Consider the following 18,141-nt stretch of genomic DNA (forward strand, 5'->3'; position numbering starts at 1 on the left):
CATATTAATCTGCCCGGCTATTCAACCTTTAAACGTTTATACTCCTCCTCGCTCAACCAAAACTCCGGGTCAATGATTTTTACCTCAGCATAAGTGAGATCGTAAAGCTTGTAAACCAGTTCGTCGATTTCCATTTCATACGAAAGGGTAACGTTCATAGAGTTCTGAGCCTTTAGCGCGGTTATCTTATCAACCAAAGATTCTATTTTCAATTCAATTGATGGAATTGGTTCTGGGATTGGCAGTTTTTCTAGAAAAGCCTTTTTGTAACGATACTTTCCTACAAGTTCACCACCAGCGTAAAACTTCTTAAAAACATATGTGACTGCCCTTGAATTTAATATGGCAGTCAGGTACTTGATTTTTTCACCTGTAATGAAAAAAACAGTTGCCTCAGGATAATATCCTTTTGTGTCGTAGTAGAATTGAGGTTCACTGACTATTTCTGAGAAAATAATCTTGGGTTTTACAAATTCATTCCAATAGTCTGCGCCATATCTTTGTAGTGCATACCATTCATACCTAATACCTACTTCAGCCTGATTTCTACTTTGTAATTTGAATCTATATTGATCCATGAAATTATAAAGAGTGCTATATCTATTTTTAAATTCGGTTTCAGCTATTTCAGACGAACCAGTATGATTTTCATTATGCAATGGGAAATGCCAAGGTAGGTAAATCAGCCATAAATCAGCAAAATTGCAATAGTATCTTCTAGTATCTCTTCCTCTTAAGATTGGTTTTAAAATTTCTGCATTTCTTGAATCTTTATCTATAAGATCCTTTTTAATAGTACCATTTACGATAAAAGCCTCATTCAAACCAGTTTTTATACCATAATTGAATGTAATATTCCATTTAGACAATGTAACTCCAATACTTTCAAACTTATTCTTAATCAAAGTTTCATTAGAACTAGAAACTGTCCATATTTCATCCGATAAGTCAGCATTAATAATTCCATGCTGTTTAACATGTTCTTGGATGGTTATATTTGGGTTATAACTATCATCCTCAAATTGAAACATGACAGGAGTGTGCTTATTATCAGCTTTTTGCAGTAATAGAATGTTCGAATGAACAATTGCACTGTCGAAGATCATTGCCTGTCCAAAATCAACAAGCAATAAAGGATTGGCTTTTACGAAAAACTTACGGAGACTTTTTCCATAGGCTGCCCGCATCCATTTATTTGATGTTATGTAAACGATTACTCCATTGTTTTTAAGCAGACTGAAGCCTCTTTCATAGAATATGGTGTATATATCGCCGGTACGCTCAAAAGTCTCGAAACCTTCATTCTCAAATTGCTTCGCAAGCTTACCTTGTTCCTTTTGCATTTGAATATAAGGTGGATTACCAATAACAACGTCAAATCCTGCATTCACTCCAAACATCCATTCCTGGTCAAAGAAATCTGCGCTTCTGTTTTGTTCATAAGGATTCCAGTTTGCCAGCAGTTTGGCGGTCTTATCAATCGCGCCAGGATTAATAATGGACGCTTTAAGTTTGTCAATCTCAGTGGCCAGTTTTTTCAGCCGCTTTGTAAATTTTTCAATTTCAGTTGGGTGTTTTAACTTCCTGATTTCTTTGTTAGCTTGCTGGTATTCTAACTCTTTGCGTTCAAGCAACAGTTTATTACCTTCTATCAGGCTCATTGCTTCTGTAACAATAATTGAGGCTATCTCTTCTCTCAGCTTTTCATCAGCAGTGCGCATCTTGCGCTTTTGATCAGGCGTTTTGGCTGTAAAGTACTTGTGCCTGATTTTTTCAAGTTCCTTTTCCTTTGCCATGATTTCGTTGCTCCTCAGTATCACACCATATCGGTAAATGGGTATCAAGGAATTTGCCGCCACAAACTTGGTTTCCAAGTTGGGCAGGGCCCTTATGCCCAGGTTGTCCGTTTCGGGATTGATGGTTTGGTCAACCAACAGGGAAATAAAGAAACGCAATTTGGCAATCTGTACGGCTATGGGCTGGATATCCACACCATAAATGCAGTTTTCAATCAGGTAGAGTTTGCGGCCGTAGTCCTCGGCATTATTTGTAAAGGCATCGGCAATTTCATTAAGGTGTTGAGCAAAGGTTTCGGTATCGCTGCTGTCAATGGTTTCCTTTAGTTCGGCTTGTGCGCGTTGCATCTGCAATTGTTTCCAGAGGCGGTTATCGGGGTCAAGCTTTTGAAGCACATGTACCAGTTGCTGCAACACGCCCATCGGAAAAGCGCCGGAGCCGCAGGCCGGGTCAAGCACCTTAATGCTGTCAATGGCTTTTACTATGCATTGGGTTTCCGTTTGGCCAAAGGGATTGCCATTGCCGGAATAAGAAACCAGGTTGCGCAGCATGGTTTCGGCTTCTTCTTCACTAGGGCTAGATTCAGCGCTTAGTTTTTGCTTCAGGTAGGCAATCAGCGATTCGTCAACCATGTAGTTCACAATCTCGCGCGGAGTGTAAAAAGAACCGGTTTGCTTGCGGGCTGTTGTTTTGGTTTCGGGATTATAGCTGGCCAGCAGGTTTTCAAACACCTTGCCAAGCAATTCAGGGTCAAGTGCTACCTGGATTTCAAGCGGAGTGTTTTCTTCCACCGTAAAATTGTAGCTGTTCAGAATTTCAATAATGCCCCTCACCTTCACGTTCTTTTGGCGGTTGTCGTCGTAAACCTGGCTCAGGTCAACAGCTTCAGCGCCTCCAAAGAAAAGGTAATCAGGAACCCAGAGCGGATTATCATCACGGTCAGAAAAACCATCAATGCGAACGATCTTCTCATTGCCCTGCGGGGTTTTTTCGGTAGGATGAGGTTTGTCGAGGCATTCAAAAAGCCCACCATTTAAAAACGGGATGTTTTTGAACAGCTCAATGGTTTCGTCCGGATTTCTGAACAACTTTTTGTAACGGAACAGGTTGGTAACGTTGTAGTTCTGCCCTTCTTTGCGGAAAGCACGCTTGTTCATTTCCTGGTTCAGGGTGGCAAAAAACAGGTTTTGCAGTATGGCTTTGTAATAGGTGCTTGCGGGTTCGTAACCTTTGTTCAGGTGAGGCCATATTTTTTCTCTCTCGAAGAGCTCTTCAGGAACCAGGCCTTTTTGTTTCAGAAACCAGACAAAAATAAGCCTTGTGATAAGCCTGATCAGGTTAATGGGGTTTCGCGCTTCGGCATTGGGTTCGTCATCATCGGGAAAAGTAACCTGGTTGATGGCCCAGAAATACCAACTGCTGAGTTCGCGGTAGAAATCCTTGGTGAGAATATCAACTGAGAAGGCTTTTTCAATTTCACTGATGGAAATTTTTGTATCAAAAAGATCGGAACTGGTTTTCAGGCTGGCGAAGCGTTCGGCAGCTGTGCGGCAATGCTGGCCGAGACCAAGGAGGTAGGTGTAGCGTTTGGGATCAGTCTGACGCTTTTCCCGCTTTCCGGTTTCCTTGTTCACCACTGTAAGTTCGCTGGCATAACTGAAGCGCCAGGTGCTTCCCTGGGTAAAGACGATAAGGGCGGCATCCATGTCACGTTTATAGACGTTTCGGAGCAAATTGCGCAGGCCAGATTTTATCCTTTCAAGGCGTTTGGCTGGTGAGATGGAAACTTCAAATAGGCCAATCAATAGTCCTTCGGATGTTTCAAAAAAACCCAGTTCATGGGCAACAGCATCAAAATCGTTGGCTGGCAGATCAACAGGCTGTGGTGAGGCATGCAGATTCTGGATGTGGAATATTTCGCGTAACGCATGGAGCCATTCGGCGCGGTGGTAATTTTTTTCAAAGATTGTTTTTAGTTCGGCAGCATGGATCATGTTACAAGCGTATTTAGAAAATACTTTAATCGAGTGTAAAGGTTTCGGTGATGATGATTTCAGGTTTCTGGGTCACTTCAATGGGTAATTCAGCCATCAGGCCTTCGCCGGTTTCATCGTCGGACTTTGACGGACTGGTATATTTAACTGCCAGCGTCATGATCAGATTTTCTGCCTGATGCTTATTGATTTGGTTCTTATCGAACCTGGCTTTGAGTTTTTTGATTTCCATGGGCAACATCGAGATGGTTCCCAATTCCAACAGTTCAATGAGTGCAGTGGCAGATTCCCGGAACTTTTCATCGTTGCTTTCTGCTCTTCTTTCTCGCAGAAATTTCTTTGCAAGGTTAGCTGTGGCATCAGTGGATACTCCGGTTTTGGAATCAGACCAGGTTGCAAGCAATTCCTGTTCAAAGCGTTGCTCAGCCAATTGTACATGAAGGTGATGGTATTCCGGGAGTTCATTCAATGGTTCGTTGTAGCGGGCCTCAAATAATTCTGCTGCCTCAATAAAAGTGAGAGGTTCCAGCTTTTTGTCATGTTGCACCTTGTAGAACTCAAGTTTGTAAGGCGATTTCATGAATACCAGGCTGCCGCCTCTCATGCTATTCTTTTTTGAAGCGTTCACCGATCTGCCAGTTCGTGCTTTAACAGGCAGCTTTGCAATGCGCTTAAATTCTTTCTCGTTTTTCTCCTTGAAATCCCTGATAAACCTGAGATAGATCAGTCGTTTGTCCTCCTCTACAGTAGTGCCAGCAACATGAAGCTTTACTTTTTCAAGCACTTCTTCTATGGTGTAAATACGCGCATCTTCGCCGTAAGCGGTATGAAATCCCTGCAATTTTACATAGGCATTGTTATAAAGATTGATCAGGTCGTCGCTTTGTTTTGAGGGGTAAAACGAATAGCTGTAAATCGTATCTGATGTGCTGCCAATCCTGTTAACACGGCCAAGGCGTTGCATCAGGCGGGTTGCATTCCAGGGCGTATCATAGTTCACAACGATATTGGCTTTATGGAGGTTTACACCTTCGGCCAGCACTTCTGTTGTAATCAGAAAATCATAATCCTCTGATTTCTTTAAAAATTCGTTGGCATCAAAATTCACGATAATATCTTCAAAGACCCGGGAGCGGTTTTCGGATGACACCAGCAGGATCTTTTTATAACCAAGTTCCTGCATACGGGCATTCAGATAATCGGTAGTTTCCTTTGATTCTGAAAAAATGACTAGTTTTCCGGATGGGTTCAGGTCTTTACGAAGCAATTCATTTTGCAGCAATCGGGCAAAGGTGTCAAATTTGGGATCTCGTTCCCGGTCAATTTTTTTCCATTCTTCCGCTAGTTCGATGAAAGAAGCGAGGTCATTTTTCAAGGTTTCAAGATAACCTTCCTGAAAATCTTCTGGCGTGAAAATGTTGTTCTTTGGATTTTCAGCGGACAATTCCAAAATGAGTTCCTCAATATCCTCATCTGTCCATTCCTTATCCATTAATTCGTTGATTTTGATGTCAGGAGCAATGTAGATCTTCCCTTTTTCAAACATCTGAATCATGCGCTGGTAAGAAACCACCTGCCTGTTGAGGGATTTCGTGAAAGCGTAAAAAGAGCTTTCAAGCCGCTTAACGAGTTGGGTCATCATAATTTGAGCCAAGGACTTTGAAGCCCTTTCAGCATTGCAGTAACCGCATCTGTCCTGCACCTCCGGAAGTAGAGCATTTATCGCCTGGTAACGGGCATAGCAAATCTTTTCATCATTAACCAGATAATTTATAGTTTTAAAGAACAGTGCATCAAGTTTCTTATCCATCACATACTCTAAAGCTCTGGGGTCGGCAATATCAGGGAAATGTATGCCCTGCTCCTCAATGTCTTTTTTGTACGCCGGATAATTCTTAATGTCCGTGCGTGTGCGCCTTACGGTGATGGGTTCCAACACTTTTTCACGGATAAGGGAATAGATTTTACGAAGTTTTCTTATATCGGGCTTGCCGGTGATTTTCGATTCCATAAGGACTTCTTTATACTTCTGAATCAGCGGCCCGAAAAAAGCCTGAAGGTTGGTTACCGGCAGGTTGGACTTTCGTGCATCCTGAAAAAGTAAAAGCTGGTGATAAATGTCCTGTGGGCGATTATTCAATGGCGTAGCTGATATAAGGATAACCTTTTTTCTGTTCCCAGGAACATCACCTTCAACTGCGCGATTTGTTTTGCAAATTAGCTGCAGGTTCTGAAACATTTGTGAAGTATGGTTGCGGAATTTATGTGATTCATCAACCAGAACCAGATCATAGTCTTCCTTGGGCCAGTAATCCTGATTGTCATTCAGAATCTTATGTAAACTTCCATTGCTTATGAACCGTGCATGTTTGTCGATGCCGAATTGACGGAAGGTCATCTTCCAGTTTTTCTCAACAGCCGGCGGATATACCACGAGAATTTTGGTGTTCAAAGTGCCATTGGCGATCAGAAAGCGCTTGGCGATCATGGTTGCAACAACAGTTTTACCAAGCCCCACCACATCAGCCAGCATAAATCCATTGTGGTTGTGCAGCATCTGAAATCCCTGGTTTACTGCATCAACCTGGTAGCTAAGTTTTTTAAAGTTTTGCGGTAAATCGCCAACAGAATCAGGATCATAGTCAATGTGCTTGCCAAAGTATTCAATGAGCAGTTTAACGTAAAGCTCAAATGGTGTGAAAAGCTGGCCTATGTGTGAGCCTTTCTTTACTCTTTCAATGTCAATAGGTAGGAGTTCTTCGCCCTGATCCCATAATTTCTGAAATTCACTTTCAGCAAATTTAATATCATCGTAGCGACGTAATGAAACATTGAATTCATAGTTTGATTCATCCCGGATTCCCAGGCCTGCATCAGTGAGATTAGACGAGCCTGTAATAACTTCCCCGCCGGAATACTCATTGAATCGCTCAGGAAGAAAAATATAAATCTTGGCGTGCAGCTTCTTTGTCCGGTGAATCCGAATCTGGATTTTCCTGGCAACAATATCCTCAAAGAAATTGATGATGCCTTCTTCAACCTCATGCCTGTAGGATGCTTCTTTGATATCAGCCCTCATCCACCGTACAAATTCGTCACGGCTTCTTTCCGGGTCGCCAAAAAACATCATACCTCTTCGTTTGGCTTCAGCACTGATCAAGTCAACGTTTATACCGACCAGGATCTTCACGTCCTGCAGTTTGAGCAAATGATCCCGGATTGCAAAATACCCTGAAGACCTGAAATAACCAACTACAGCATGAAATGCATAGAGATTGGCAATGTTCTCAAAAGCGCCTGTAAATTTTCGGAAAAGGGAATTGTCGTTTTCGTTGGTGAAGAAGTTGGTAGTCATCAGTAAGTCTTTTCTCGTTGTTAACTCGGACGAGCAAACTTAAGCAAAAACAATAAATGAAAATGAATTGAATGAAATAAAGCAAAGCGGCGTGATAAATTGCTTTACCTGTTTATTTTTGGGTTTATTGCGCTAATAATATCCGTTTTTCCATAGGAAGAGACAAGAATAGTGTTGCAGTGATACAGTGTTGCTGTAAGGGAGTCCGGTTGTTATAAGGATGGAGTATTGGAGTGGTGGAGTGGTGGAGTGATGGAACCTTGATGTGTTTATTGGAATAGGGGTTGGTTTGAGTGAGGAAATCCCCCTGGCCCCCTTTTACTAAGGGGGAATTGAAGAAAATCCCCCTGGGCACCTTTTACTAAGGGGGAATGGGAAAGAAATCCCCCTGACCCCCTTTTTCTAAGGGGGAATGGGAAAGAAATTTACTGGATTAGTTCCTTGATCATAGCAAGCAAGGCATCATAGACCTCCTCGTATTTTAGGGAAGGATGGGTTTCAAGTATTTGGTTTATTAATTTGCTCTCCAGGGTTTTGTCAACTTCATTTTGGAGGATAAGCAGTAACCTTTCACGCACTGATTGTTCGTCGCCGATAACAGTCTTGATGTCCCTGGCCATGAGGGTTGCGCCGGCAATGAATTTGGAGAAGGGTGTGGGTTCGTAAATATCATAATGATGGCGGGCAGCACGTTCGTCGTTGATAGAGAGGTAATTGTCAATGATGTACGCGATGTCCTCTGCGTCGCGGTGGTGTGTGAGGTGCCTATCGGACCAGGCGATGAGTTTGAGGATGATGATTCCGGGCAGGGAAAGGACACGGATTTGTAACTCGTTGTCTATGGTGACTTCGAGGGCATCTTTTGCTGCTTCGATGAAGCCCAGGACAGGCATGGCGATGGATTCATCAGGAGGCCAGTATATGTATTTGTCGGCTTTGGCAATTTCGCCGAAGGGAACAATATCAAGCATGTATACTTCTTTGTAAAGGAAGCGTTGCTGTTGGTTCCTGACTTTGGAAAATGCAGGTTCATTGCAAAGTTTTTCAGATATTTCGTCATATTTATCCCAGTTGGGGATGGCAATGGCTAAGTCGAGGTCGAGTGTTCCTCTTCCTGCTTGCTGGGCGTGTATGCCTGACATGATGATGTCGCGTGCGGCTGCACCAATGACATAGAATTCAGTACCTGCCGACTTAAAGAAATCCGTTAGCTTGTGAAGCAATTCCTTCAGCACCGGGTTGCTGAACTGATCACTTGATATATTGTAGCTCATTGTTGAAGATTAGGTTTGCTGTTTCGATATTCCGATCGCTGCCGCTGCTCATGAGATCGGCATATACCAGGACGGGAGGTACCCCGGGGTTTGTTTCTTTTTTCCAGAACATTTCCAGCACCTCTACCTTGCCTGCCTCGTCAGGCACAAGTTCAAGTTCCCTGAAGGCGTGCCAGTTCTGGTCGGTATAGATGGTGAAAGTACCTGGGTGCAGGTATCCGGTGAGGAGGTTGGCAGCAGGTTCGCCACCCCATAAAGCAAGGCCATCAATTTTATCGAGCTTTATATCTTTCCAGCGATTATAGCTCTCCTGGTTGATAAAACGCATTTTCTTCTTCAGCAGCCTTGGCCTTAAGATGTCGTGGTAAGCGGTAATCCATCTATCAAGCAGCACTTTGGCGTTCTTCAGTTTCTTTGTTTGTTTTGTCCTGAGGATGAAGTTCAGTTCTGTGAGTTCCTGCATGATCGTGCCGACAGAACCCAGGGAGATGTTGGCGAGTTGGGCCAGGTCCCGATAAGTTAATTGGGTTTTTTGGGGATCAATAAGAAACTGGAAAATCAGCTTTATGCCGGCTTCCTGGAAAGCACGGGGTTGGTTCACTTTGGCCATGCGCTCCATTTTTTTTCCTTCGATCATCAGGAAAAGCTTGTTATTACGTAGGTTGCAGTTGCCTGCTATATCGAGACAGTTGATTCCTTCTGCTACGTATTCTTTTGTGATCTCAATGGGGATATACTTTGCTACCAGGAGAACAGGGAGGTTGTTTTCGCGGGAGATATTTTTCAGGTCCATGAGGACGATGCCTTTGTTGCCTTTGGTGATTTCAGATTTAATCTCCACTACAAACCGCTCTCCGGCTATATTCAAAAATGCATCGTAGCGCAGTCTGCCATCTTCAATGGTGGCTTCCATGTTGGTGTACTTGTGTAAGCTGTTGATGGCTTCGGCAAGTATGTCTTTCTCGTTTTTCATGGTTACACGTTCATTTAGAATTAGGGTTCAATAATAATGAACGGGCAAATATAGTGAACAATGTTTGAATTTGGTTACATTTTGATGATTATTTTTGGGGTTTTTTAATGAGGGGTAAGGACGTTAAGGAGTTTAAGGAGTGTAAGGAGTTTTGGGAGGTGGTGCAGTAGCGTGGTGGAATGGTTGATTGGTTAATTAGATAATTGGTGGAGTTCCCGAATCACAATGCTCTCGGGATTTCGATGCTCTCAAGATGGAGAGATGGAATAGTGAGATTTTAACAATAGAACATTTGAATAATTGAACAATTGAATGAAGAATCGCAGTTCGACAAGTTCAGGGGCCGATTTAAGAGGGATTGGATTTATCGAGGAGGCAGAAGGGCTTCAATCCCCTGTGGGCCATGGATCCCTTTTTTCTGAAATGGAGGAGTAAGAAAATCCCCCTTGCCCCCTTTTCCAAAGGGGGATGGTTGCCTGCAAGAAATTGTTGAAGGAGCTTTATTGGATAGGAGGGGATTTTTGAATCGTAATCCAGGGAATCCATCCGCTAAGGTGGGATTGCATCCCTTAACGATGAGATTTGAACAGTAGAACATTTGAATAATTGAACAATTGAATTTTGAGTTTAGGTAGTGGGGGTTTTGGGTGGAGGTTTGGATTTATCGAGGAGATAACGGGAGTGGGCAAGCTGGTGGGCGGTGCGATCCTGATCGTCGGAGGAGGAACGGGGGAAAGGATCGGATTTGGAGTGGAGGTGGGCGGTGTAGCTTTGGGTTTCGGCAGCCTGGAGGCGTTCGGACCAGTGGCGGTGGAACCAGCGTGAAATGACGGTGATGTCGAGGCGGTCGTAAAGCTCGCCGTAATAGCCGGTTTTGGCTTTGCGAAATACGAAGGCGATGTCGGCAACAGTAAGGTAGGGGAATTCGATGAGGATGACCTCGGCGGCGTCGCGGATCTGGAAGTCGGACATGCCTCGGCCTACGTTGAGCGAGGCGCTGAGGTGGATGATCCAGGCCATGATGAGGTTTTTGGCCGTGTCTTCGCCGAGCTTTACTGACAAACCTCCCAGCGTCGGTGTTTTTGCGTCCCAGATTGCCGGAAAAGTGGTTACGGTTTTAGCCAGGGCGGAGCTCGGGAGGAAGGCCTGAATAGACTTCTTCGACAAAGCTTCGGCTAATGCGGGAGGTTCCGGATTTTTGTTTTGGTTCATGGGATGGAAAGATTAGTTCGTCGGTCCAGGATTTGTTGTTGAGAAAAGTTTCGGGGTTTTTGCGGAATTTTTTATCTGGCTGGGTGTGGAGGTAGAGCGGGATGTAATCCATGGCGGCCTGGCGGTCGGAATCCGATAGTGACAACCAGCGGTGGCGCAATTTTTCTTTGTTGCCTACTTTTTTGTCGTAGGCGTTCCAGAAATCATCGAACGGGATGTTTATTGAATCTTTTAATTGAACGATAGAGATATTATTATTTACATTATTTCCCTTATTTCCCTTATTAATATTATTGATTGTGCTCGTCTGTGGCTTTTCTGTGGCTCGTCTGTGGCCTTTCTGTGGCTTTTCTGTGTCCCAAACAGGGTTTTGATCAGATTGGTAAATGTCATAATTACAGATGGTTATGATGGTTTTTTTGGTGTCACACTTTTTGATCACCATTTGATCACTTTCTAGTACATCAATGAATCGGTTTGCTTTCATCCTACTCCAGCCCCAACGCAATGAAAGTTTGCGAATTGAGGTTAGAATTTCACCACGCCTGACTTCGATGATACCGGAGTCGAAAACGATTTTATGGTCCTGGTAGCTAGCCAGAAGCAAAAGATCGATCCAGGCCTGAGCCCAGGAGAATGGTTTTTTGCGCCAGAGGCGGTGGTCGGTTATTTTGCGGTGGAGGGAGATCCAGCCAGGGTTTGCGGTCATAGGGGTTTAGGGTTTAGTTGTGATGCGATTTTTGTGTGTTGCAGTAATGGAGTGTTGGAGTAATGGAGTGATGGGACGGAAATCAGGTCTGATTTTTATTGTTTCAAACTTTTTGGCTTGATCCAAAAAGTTTACAAAAAGATCAAGGCTGTATGGAAAATGCTTGTTTTCTACGGATCGGGTCTGCCGTGCAATCCGAACCGTCCGGAGGCAACGGTTGATTGCATAGTTGGCTTTTGTAGCTCCGGACTCTGCGGATTGCTCCTCAGGCCATCGCTTAAGACCCTTCCCTCGAAAAACTACGCATTTTCCATAAGGCCGGAGGGGATCGTGGTATTTGAGATTGATGTTCATTTTATTTGGGATGGTTGAACATTTGAATGTTGAACTGTAGGATCAGAGGCGGCGGCGGTTACGGGGCTGATAGGCCGGACGGTTGTTGGCGGCGAGGAGCTGCTCGACGTCGGAGAGTTTGTAGTAGATCTTGGAGCCGATCTGGGAGAAGGTGATGCGTTGCTCGTCGCGCCAGTTTTGGGCGGTGCGTTTTGAAATGCCCATTAGGCGGATGAACTCGGCATTGTCCACAAAGGATTCTTTGGGGCTGGCAGTGATGCCGTCAATGGTTTTGATGATGTGCTCGACTTTTGCAAGGAGCTCGTTGAACTGATCTTTAGGAATAATGATTGCTTCCATATACTTTTTGGTTTTAAGTGTATGGCGGCAAAGTAAGGTAGGAAATTAAAGTCACACTATCACAAAGCAGCCACATGTGGCTCGATTTTTTGTAACAAACAGATATACAGCAATATGCCCTGTGGGCGTTTTGGGGGCTTGTGTGACTTTTGAAAAAACGGGTTAAATATACACACATGTTACATGGATTCATGTCTTAATTTGCTGATAAACATGATTATAAAAATTTGGATTGAAAGTGCAAAAGGGAGCAAAAATTGGAAAGCCACATCAATCACATTTTTTAATGTGATTTTTGAGGCTTGTAATAGATTCAAATAGAAATATTTACAAAACGAGTTTAACCGGGAATGTGACTTTTATGTGACTTTTGGGGAGAAATGAGGAAACTGCATAACTACAATTTGTTTATGGAGCAAATAATAGTTTTTTATATATCCATTTCATTTTCTGAATTGGGGCGGCTTTCTGGTTTTGAGGGGCTGAGGTAGGTTCGGACGGTGGTGGGGCTGAGGGATGAACCGTCGGCTTCGCAGAAGGAGTTGCAGATATGCTCAGTGGCCTGGGTTATTGACCATGGAAGGATGAGCTTACCATTAGGGGCCCTTTTCATCATCAGCTTATAATATACATCGCATAGGAAATTCAGATTTCCGTTGAAGGGCATTTTGTGGCCCTGCTTGTCATTGTTTTTTTTCCGGTTGATTTTTTCGTAAAGTAATTCCTGTTTTTCGAGGCGTTCGATTTCGAGGTTGCATTGGTGATCGAAGGGCTGCTCTTTGGTACAAATGAAGTCGGGTGGGTTCTGACGATAATCAATGATCTGATCCTGGAGAAGGGCGATTTTTTCTTCGAGGGTTTCGTAAGTTTTGAGATGTTCGCGGACGTCGGCGAAGGAGTATTCTTTTTCGTCGGAGTAGCCGTTGAGTTTTTTGCTGTGTTTCCGGAGTAGGGTTGTTGGTAGCTGCAGGGAAAGGCGCTTTATGTCAATCTGTGATATAAGTTTGGTGTGACGGTGTTGTAGTGGGCGGGTTTCGAACAGATCAACGTTGAGCTTGATTAATTTTTCAAGTGAGTTGAGCCAGCGGTTTGGGTTTTCTACCTGGTTGCAATGATAATCGAGAAAAGCTGCGATTTCGGAGAGTCCTATTGTGAAGATCTTCTGGAATAGGTTCTGACAAAATTGGTGGGTAGAAAAAGGGCCGCTGATGATGATGGCGAAATCATCAGGAGTGGTTTGAGTGGGTTCGGAAAAAGGGTGTTCAAAGAACTGAACGTGGTGGAGATTGGGGAAGTGGTCAGCCATAACGGGTAACATTTAGAGACATGAGAAAAACACAATAGTGATAAAGCTTGAAGCGTAGGAGTGTTAACCCCGTTGTTTGCGGGTTTGGAAGTATAGACATGTTGTAAAGTTTTGGTTTCTTAGGATGAAAATTGGTGGCATAAAAATACTGAATACAAAAATCACATTGGGATCAAAACGAGGAAAACGGGAGAATTATTTATCAACATTTCGAGATTGATAAAATCTTGATATAGGGAACGTGGAGAGTCGGAAGTCGGAAGTCAGAAGTCGGGAGACGGGAAGATTGTGGATTAATGAGGGGTTAGGATGGTTTTATCAATTAAAAACGTCCATGGCTTTATCGAGTTCTTCGTTTACGATTTTTGCGTAGACCTGGGTGGTTTTGATGGAGGCATGGCCCATGAGTTTTGAAACATATTCAATACGCATTCCTTTGCGGAGGGCACGGGTTGCCCAGGTATGGCGGGAGGTGTGGAAGTGGAGGTTTTTGCTTATGCCGGCATCTGTGGCCAGGGCTTTGAGGTCCTTGTTGGTGTAGGCGGTGATGCCGCTTATGGCACGGTAGAGAACTTTGGGTTCAGAGTAATCTACTTCGTTATCGAGAAAAGGGAAAATAAAGTGTGAGGTCTGCTGATCGGGCTGACGGTAAAGTTCAATGATCTCGAGGGCTTTGTTTGGCAGTTTGATGGATACAACGGAGCCGGTTTTTGTGGTGCTTAGGAGTATGCGCTCGCCATCGAAGTTTTCCCAACGGAGTTTGCAGATATCGGAAATGCGCATGCCTCCAGAATAGGCGGCAAAAACATAAATGTTGCGGTGATGGTATTTCATGGAGCCGGGATTCAGAGGTAAATCTGCCAGGGCTTTGAGTTCGTTTTCGGTCAGGAAGGCTTTTTCGGTGTTGGTCCACTTAAGTTTGTATTTGAGAAAGGGGTTTTTTTCGATAGGGAAGATATCGTCGTTGATGGCTTCGTTGATGATGCGGCGGATGACCTTCATGTCGGTGTGAATTGTGTTTGTGGCGTTCTTGAGTTCATCGCGGAGGTAATCTTCGTACTTTTTGAGGAAGTAGACGTTGAGGTCATCAAATGTGAAATCGCTTTTACCAACGAACTCCTTTAATTTTGAGACTACGGCTTTGGCTCTGTGATGTGAACCTATACGACCTTTTTTCTCGATATTTTCGTAATAGCGTTCAGCATAAGGGATGAATTGTTCAGTTGTTTTGCCTGTAATGGCCTGTTTGATCTTCTTAGGCGTTACATATTTTGAATTGGTTTCCATTTCCAGGGAGACGGACTGTGCATCAGAAATTTTCTTCGCCAGGTAATTATTCAGATAGACTGAATTTGAATGAGATTTGCGCACAACTTTATCCTTATCATTCCAGTATTTGGGATCTATAGAGATTCCCAGGGAGATGAATTTGGCTTTGCGGTCTTTGATAATGCGGAGATAAATGGGAATTTCTCCGTTTGTTTTTGCTTTTTCGGTTTTTAGGATTATCTTTGTAGTTGCCATGGCTGTAAGGTTTTTGTAAAGGTACAACAATAATGAATAGGTATAACAATAGGTACAACAAATGTTACTTTTCACTGCTTTTTAATGCTTTTGGCTGCGATGGTTGATTTTATAAAAAACTGTATATCAGATATATAATGATAATGTGAGGTAATGGAGTGAAGGGGGTATAGTACTAGTCGGACAACAAAAATTAACGGCCCTCAAGCCGTTTATTTTTTTTCTAACAAATGGTTTTCAAATGACTTGGACACTTAAAGAGGCTATAAGCAAGCGAAATAAGCTATCTCAAATATCTTTAAAACCATTTATTTTAGATGTTGTTTGCTCAATTTTTGCACAAAAAATTGCATTGATAATAAAAACCTGTATACATTTGCCTTCATTAACAAACATTTTTGTTTAACCAAAAAAACTTACCAATTATGAAAAAAACATTTATGACCATTTTAGCATTACTCACAGTTACTGTTATGACCGCTCAGGATATACGGTTTAAGGAAGGCGACAAAGTCTTAAACCTTGGGATCGGACTTGGCTCAACACTTTACTCAGGCTCATATTACAAAACCAAGGTGCCACCTCTTTCTGCTTCGTTGGAATTTGGTTTTATGGACAACCTGTTTGATGTTGAAAACCTGAACCTTGGCTTAGGTGGATACCTTGGATTTACGTCTTCAAAATATGAATACTCATTATTTGGCAGTACCTGGGGTTGGGAATATTCGTCATTAATTGTTGGAGCAAGAGGCGTATTGCATTATCCACTTGTTGAAAAACTTGACACTTATTCAGGGTTGTTGCTTGGATATAATATTGTTACCTCCAAGAGTTTTGGAACTGGTGTTACCGGATCAGCCTCAGGTAGCGGTATTGCCTATTCATGGTTTGTAGGCGGTCGCTATTATTTTACAGATAACATTGCCGGTATGGTAGAATTGGGCTATGGCATTGCTTATCTGAACCTTGGAGTTGCAGTGAGGATTCCTTCAAAAGGCGAATAATAGAATCATTGAAATTTAAAAACTCAGCGGCCATTCGCTTCGGTTCAAACCGTAACGGATGGCTGCTTTTTTTTGCCAGCTATAAAGCTTACTGCTTTACTACAAACTCAATACTGTATCACAGCACCACTGTATCACAGCCTCACAATCATTTCCTTCCAAAATCTGCCGGAATCTCTCCCCATTCATCAGTTTCCCATTTCAGGATAGGATTGGAATATTGATTGTTATTCAGCCAGAATAATGCCCTTTCGATCAATTCAAAAACCTGTTCGTTTTTCTTTCTGCGAACAAGTTTAGTATTCACTTTCTTATTCCGAACCCAAAGAATCGCATTCCTGGAGTCGGAATATACCGGAAGCTCAAGCTTTTGTTTTTTCAACCAGGCAAGCGCGTGCACGATGGCCAGGAACTCGCCGATATTGTTTGTCGCTTCAGGAAAAGGGCCCTGTTTGAAAATCCGCGTTCCGGTATCGGTAAAAACACCCTGATATTCCATTACCCCTGGATTTCCACTACAGGCAGCGTCAACAGCGATACTATGGCTCAAGGGGCTTCCTTTGGATCCTTGCGGCACCTTGTCTGGCGCGGGTTTGGTCTTGTAATTTAGAATCAATGATGGATCGGAGTTAAAAGCATGTTGAGCCTGAGTTTTGTTTTCAAACCCAGCATATTTTGCACCAGCGAAGCCCTTCACCTGTGTTTCACACTCTTTCCAGGTTTCATAAATGCCTGGCTTCAGGCCATGCCAGACCACATAAAATTTCTTCTTTTTCATACTTGCATTCCAGGGACAAAAGTATTCAATTGACTGATTTTTTAAAAGGCCAAAATGCGAAACCAGGGATCAGGCAAGGTTTCGTATTTTTGCAGGCAAATGACAGTTAACCCGGAAAGTATTATGACAAGGCCGATAATAATATTTAGTCTTCTGTTTTTATTGATGGTATCGTGTAAGGATAGCAGGCAACATGAAGATATTCATTCCTTCAGCGAAGCAACCTGGCACCGCTTCGATATCTTGTCATTTGATCTTCCGGTTAAGAGCACCACCGACGAATACGCTGTAGTGGCGGTTTTAAGGCATACCAATGATTTCTCTCTGGAGCGCATTCCGATGCATTTTATCATGACAATGCCATCAGGTGAAGTGCGAATCTGGGAACAGCCGCTGACCATCCGCGACCGCGATGGACAATCCAGGGGAGAGCTAAAAGATGGCATTTATGAAGTAGTTATTCCTATACGAACACGATTGCGTTTCAATGAAGCTGGCACTTGCAACATCACAGTGGAACAAATAATTCCCAAGTACAATACCGGGGGTATCGTATCGTTCGGCTTAAAATTCGTCAGAAACTGAGTTTTCACCGAATAGCTTCAGCACCATTTCTTTGTCGTAACCAAGTTGACCTTTCAGTTGCTGGAGGCCACCAAATTTGCGTTCATCCCTGATACGTTCTATAAACCGGATGGTGATGTGATCGTTATAAATTTCGCGGTCGAAATCAAAAATATTGGCTTCAATAGTGAGCTGGTTGGCATCAATGGTAGGGCGGTAACCAATATTACCCATTCCCTTGTAATGATTGCCCTTCCAATCAACGATACAGGCGTACACGCCGGTTGCTGGTATCAGCTTGCGGGAATCGGTAAGCGAAAGGTTTGCGGTTGGATAGCCAATAAGTTTCCCAATCTGGTTTCCCCTGACTATGCGACCGGTGAGTGGGTAATGATAGCCAAGTAATTTGTTGGCTTCGGGGATATCGCCTGCTATCAGCGCTTCACGGATAGTTGTTGATCCCACTATTTTTTCATCAATAATTATAGCCTCAATTTTTTCAATTGAAAAACCAAGATTGTCCGCCAGCGCCTCTAGTTCAGAATAATGAGCCTTGCCTCCTTTGCCAAAGGTGTGATCGTATCCAACAATGAAGTGGTTCACACCGGCTTTTTGCGCAAGATAATCCTCCACGAACCGGGCAGCCGATAGTTCGGCGAAGCTTCGCGTAAATGGTAACACCCACACATTTTCAATTCCGGATTTTTCAATCAGGCTGATCTTTTCTTCAAAAGTATTCAGTAGGCGTATATCGTTCCTATGATTAAGCACAATCCGGGGATGCGTGTTAAAGGTGATAACCAGCGTTTCGCCACCTCGCCTGACCGCCATTTCTTTCATCTTGTCAAACAAAGCCTGGTGTCCTCTGTGAACACCATCAAAAGTTCCGACAGTTACAACCGGGTTTTTTAGTTTATGGGGTAGATTTGATCCCTGGAAAACGTTCACCTGGCTGTAT

At 43.3% G+C, this 18,141-nt stretch carries 14 protein-coding genes; 3 read left to right on the forward strand and 11 right to left on the reverse strand.

What is annotated here, in order from left to right:
• Positions 1 to 17: 17 nt before the first annotated feature.
• From IH597_07505 to IH597_07530, 6 genes are all read right to left on the reverse strand, one after another.
• The gene (locus IH597_07505; protein ID MBE0662297.1) at positions 18 to 3,791 is read right to left on the reverse strand and encodes an Eco57I restriction-modification methylase domain-containing protein; all 3,774 of its coding nucleotides are present in this window, start codon (positions 3,789 to 3,791) and stop codon (positions 18 to 20) included.
• Between the two features lie 25 nt (positions 3,792 to 3,816).
• Positions 3,817 to 7,146: a helicase gene (locus tag IH597_07510; GenBank protein ID MBE0662298.1), complete on the reverse strand. Its 3,330-nt coding sequence runs from the start codon at positions 7,144 to 7,146 to the stop codon at positions 3,817 to 3,819.
• Positions 7,147 to 7,571: 425 nt separating this feature from the next.
• A complete protein-coding gene (locus tag IH597_07515; protein ID MBE0662299.1) occupies positions 7,572 to 8,378 on the reverse strand; it encodes a nucleotidyl transferase AbiEii/AbiGii toxin family protein in 807 nt (268 codons plus the stop codon).
• Between the two features lie 19 nt (positions 8,379 to 8,397).
• A complete protein-coding gene (locus IH597_07520; protein ID MBE0662300.1) occupies positions 8,398 to 9,393 on the reverse strand; it encodes a hypothetical protein in 996 nt (331 codons plus the stop codon).
• Between the two features lie 627 nt (positions 9,394 to 10,020).
• A complete protein-coding gene (locus IH597_07525) occupies positions 10,021 to 10,605 on the reverse strand; it encodes a hypothetical protein (protein MBE0662301.1) in 585 nt (194 codons plus the stop codon).
• Complete coding sequence (locus IH597_07530) at positions 10,511 to 11,314, reverse strand: hypothetical protein (GenBank protein ID MBE0662302.1); 804 nt, start codon at positions 11,312 to 11,314, stop codon at positions 10,511 to 10,513. The genes IH597_07525 and IH597_07530 overlap by 95 nt, the downstream gene beginning before the upstream one ends.
• Positions 11,315 to 11,431: 117 nt before the next feature.
• On the opposite strand from IH597_07530, the gene IH597_07535 reads away from it, so the two are divergent.
• A complete protein-coding gene (locus tag IH597_07535; GenBank protein ID MBE0662303.1) occupies positions 11,432 to 11,686 on the forward strand; it encodes a hypothetical protein in 255 nt (84 codons plus the stop codon).
• A gap of 24 nt (positions 11,687 to 11,710) precedes the next feature.
• On the opposite strand, the gene IH597_07540 is transcribed toward IH597_07535, so the two are convergent.
• From IH597_07540 to IH597_07550, 3 genes are all read right to left on the reverse strand, one after another.
• Complete coding sequence (locus IH597_07540) at positions 11,711 to 12,007, reverse strand: helix-turn-helix domain-containing protein (GenBank protein MBE0662304.1); 297 nt, start codon at positions 12,005 to 12,007, stop codon at positions 11,711 to 11,713.
• Positions 12,008 to 12,437: 430 nt separating this feature from the next.
• Positions 12,438 to 13,313: a hypothetical protein gene (locus IH597_07545; protein MBE0662305.1), complete on the reverse strand. Its 876-nt coding sequence runs from the start codon at positions 13,311 to 13,313 to the stop codon at positions 12,438 to 12,440.
• A gap of 318 nt (positions 13,314 to 13,631) precedes the next feature.
• A complete protein-coding gene (locus tag IH597_07550) occupies positions 13,632 to 14,837 on the reverse strand; it encodes a site-specific integrase (GenBank protein ID MBE0662306.1) in 1,206 nt (401 codons plus the stop codon).
• 425 nt (positions 14,838 to 15,262) lie between these two features.
• Here IH597_07550 and IH597_07555 point away from each other — a divergent pair, with 425 nt between their 5' ends.
• Positions 15,263 to 15,841, forward strand: a complete 579-nt coding sequence (locus tag IH597_07555; GenBank protein MBE0662307.1) for a hypothetical protein — start codon at positions 15,263 to 15,265, stop codon at positions 15,839 to 15,841.
• 148 nt (positions 15,842 to 15,989) lie between these two features.
• On the opposite strand, the gene IH597_07560 is transcribed toward IH597_07555, so the two are convergent.
• A complete protein-coding gene (locus IH597_07560; GenBank protein MBE0662308.1) occupies positions 15,990 to 16,619 on the reverse strand; it encodes a ribonuclease H family protein in 630 nt (209 codons plus the stop codon).
• Between the two features lie 54 nt (positions 16,620 to 16,673).
• On the opposite strand from IH597_07560, the gene IH597_07565 reads away from it, so the two are divergent.
• Positions 16,674 to 17,204, forward strand: a complete 531-nt coding sequence (locus IH597_07565; protein MBE0662309.1) for a hypothetical protein — start codon at positions 16,674 to 16,676, stop codon at positions 17,202 to 17,204.
• On the opposite strand, the gene IH597_07570 is transcribed toward IH597_07565, so the two are convergent.
• Positions 17,184 to 18,131, reverse strand: a complete 948-nt coding sequence (locus IH597_07570; GenBank protein ID MBE0662310.1) for a bifunctional riboflavin kinase/FAD synthetase — start codon at positions 18,129 to 18,131, stop codon at positions 17,184 to 17,186. The two genes, IH597_07565 and IH597_07570, sit on opposite strands and share 21 nt — an antisense overlap.
• Positions 18,132 to 18,141 lie beyond the last annotated feature (10 nt).

This window comes from Bacteroidales bacterium (assembly GCA_014860575.1).
Taxonomy (GTDB): domain Bacteria; phylum Bacteroidota; class Bacteroidia; order Bacteroidales; family JAAYJT01; genus JAAYJT01.